Raw genomic sequence first — 2,716 nt, 5'->3', positions numbered from 1 at the left:
CGCGCGGCGGCCTGGCCGCTCCGCGGCCCGAACGCCCGGCCCGCAGCGTTTACCTGCTGCAGCGCAAGGAATCCAAGCTCGGCGCCGGGCTGGGCAAGACGACCGGGTGGATCCACCGGGCCGAGCTCAAGAGCCGCGGGGTGCAGATGATCCCGGCGGTGACCTACCGCAGGATCGACGACGACGGACTGCACCTGACCGTCGACGGCACCGACACGGTGCTCGCCGTCGACAACGTGGTGCTCTGCACCGGCCAGGAGCCGCAGCGGGAGCTGCAGGAGGCGCTCGAAGCTGCGGGGCTGCCGGTCCACCTGGTCGGCGGCGCCGACGTGGCGGCCGAACTCGACGCCAAACGCGCCATCAACCAGGCGACCCGGCTGGCCGCGGCGCTGTAACGGAGCGAGCCCTCATGTCCTTGCCGCACGCCATCCTCACCGCCTTGCTGGAGCGGCCCGGGTCCGGGGCGGAACTGGCCCGCCGCTTCGACAAGTCGTTCGGCTTCTTCTGGCCGGCGACGCACCAGCAGATCTACCGCGAGCTCGCCAAGCTGGAACAGAACGGCCTGGTCGAATCAACGGGCCGCGACTCCAGCCGCGGGCGCGCCAAGGAGTACCAGGTCCTTGCCGTCGGCCGGGAGGAACTGCGGCGCTGGACCGACGAACAGCAGAACCCGCGCCCCGTCCGGGAAGAGCTGATGATCCGCCTCCGCGCCTCCTCGGTGCTCGGAGATGTCCCGATTCACGGCGAAATCGAGCGGCATCTGGGCCTGCACCGCGCGCAACTCGCGGCCTACCGCCAGCTCGACCAGCGGGGCACCTGGACCGACGCCAACCGGCTGCAGCGGGCCGTGCTGCAGGCAGGCATCATGTTCGAGCAGGCCTGGATCGAGTGGGCCGAGCAGACCCTGCAGGGGGAGTAGGAACACGACCCGGGGCTCGGCGCCGGGTGCCCTGCTGTGCCAAAGGTCACCGCCCGCCGTCGTGCTCCCCGTCCCCGCCCACCCGGAGCGTGCCGTACACTGGATACATCCCCCACTGTCGGTATTCCCTTAGTTCTGCGCGATAATGCCGTTTACGGTCTTGTCGAAGCGTCTGATTGTGTGTGGGCCCGCCTCTATGCGGCGGGCAGTTTCATGTTTGGGAGCGCCGGCTAAAGAAAACGCCGCCAGGTCTCTCCGCAGCTTGCGGGTGGCCAGCGAAGCGGCGGAAAGCCCTGCCACGGGATTGTAATAGCGCCGGGCTTTGAGTCAGAGGACCGCGGACATCAATGTGCCGCGGCCACCGGTCCCCAGCTGAATACGAGGAACTGCCCCGTGTCCGAAAACACTGTTAACACCCTGCCCGAAAACACCGACGCCGCCCCGGCCGTCGAAGACGAGAACACCGTACTCTTCACCGACTTCGGCCTCGACGGCCGTGTCCTGGCCGCACTGACCGACGTCGGCTACGAGAAGCCCTCGCCCATCCAGGCCGCCACCATTCCCGTCCTGCTCGAAGGCCGCGACGTCGTCGGCCTGGCGCAGACCGGCACGGGCAAGACCGCAGCCTTCGCTGTTCCCGCCCTCTCCCGGATGGCCGAACTGCCGCCGACCAAGAACACCCAGATCCTGGTGCTGGCCCCCACCCGCGAGTTGGCCCTGCAGGTGGCCGAGGCCTTTTCCTCCTACGCCGCCCACATGGACGACTTCACCGTGCTGCCCGTCTACGGCGGCTCCGCGTACGGCCCCCAGTTGGCCGGCCTGCGCCGCGGCGCCCAGGTGGTTGTCGGTACCCCCGGCCGCGTGATCGACCACATCGAAAAGGGCTCGCTGGACCTGTCCGAACTCCAGTACCTGGTGCTGGACGAGGCCGACGAGATGCTGCGCATGGGCTTCGCCGAAGAGGTCGACCAGATCCTCTCCAAGACCCCGGAAAGCAAGCAGGTTGCCCTGTTCTCGGCGACCATGCCGACCGCCATCCGCCGGATCGCGAAGAAGTACCTGAAGGACCCGGCCGAGATCACGGTCAAGGCCAAGACCACCACGGGCACCAACACCCGCCAGCGCTACCTGCAGGTCATGGGCCCGCACAAGCTGGATGCCATGACCCGTATCTTGGAAGCCGAAGATTTCGACGGCGTCATCGCCTTCGTGCGCACCAAGATGGCTACCGAGGACCTGGCCGACAAGCTCAAGGCCCGCGGCTATCGGGCCGCCGCCATCAACGGCGACATCCCGCAGCAGCAGCGTGAGCGCACCGTCGAGGCCCTGCGCGACGGCAAGATCGACATTTTGGTCGCCACGGACGTCGCCGCCCGCGGGCTGGACGTCGAGCGCATCACCCTCGTGGTCAACTACGACATCCCGCACGACACCGAGTCCTACGTGCACCGCATCGGCCGCACCGGCCGTGCGGGCCGCTCGGGCGACGCCATCCTGTTCATGACCCCGCGCGAGAAGTACCTGCTGCGGGCGATCGAGAAGGCCACGCGCCAGCCCGTCGAGCAGATGCACCTGCCCTCGGCGGAGACCATCAACAACCTGCGGATGCGCAAGTTCGCGGAACAGATCACCGAGACCCTGGCGTCCGAGGACGTCTCGATCTTCCGCGACCTGATCGCGAACTACGAGACCGAGCACGACGTGCCGGCCGCCGAGATCGCGGCCGCGCTGGCGGTCATGGCTCAGGGCGGTCGCCCGCTGCTGGTCCAGGACCTGCCCGAGGCACCCAAGGGCCAG

3 protein-coding genes are annotated in these 2,716 nt (G+C 68.4%); all 3 read left to right on the top strand.

From position 1 onward, the window contains the following. On the top strand, nt 1–395 hold a 395-nt coding region (locus tag AC5RUJ_RS14065), incomplete at its 5' end, for an FAD-dependent oxidoreductase (RefSeq protein WP_494156034.1). A 14-nt stretch (nt 396–409) separates the two neighbouring features. Next, nucleotides 410–919 carry a PadR family transcriptional regulator gene (locus AC5RUJ_RS14060; RefSeq protein ID WP_494076310.1) on the top strand — a complete coding sequence of 170 codons (510 nt, stop codon included), beginning with the start codon at nt 410–412 and terminating at the stop codon, nt 917–919. A gap of 393 nt (nt 920–1,312) precedes the next feature. Next, on the top strand, nt 1,313–2,716 hold a 1,404-nt coding region (locus AC5RUJ_RS14055; protein ID WP_494156033.1), incomplete at its 3' end, for a DEAD/DEAH box helicase.

The sequence above is a fragment of the Arthrobacter sp. Y3223164 genome (assembly GCF_059091005.1).
This window is presented reverse-complemented; position numbering and strand designations above follow the sequence as displayed.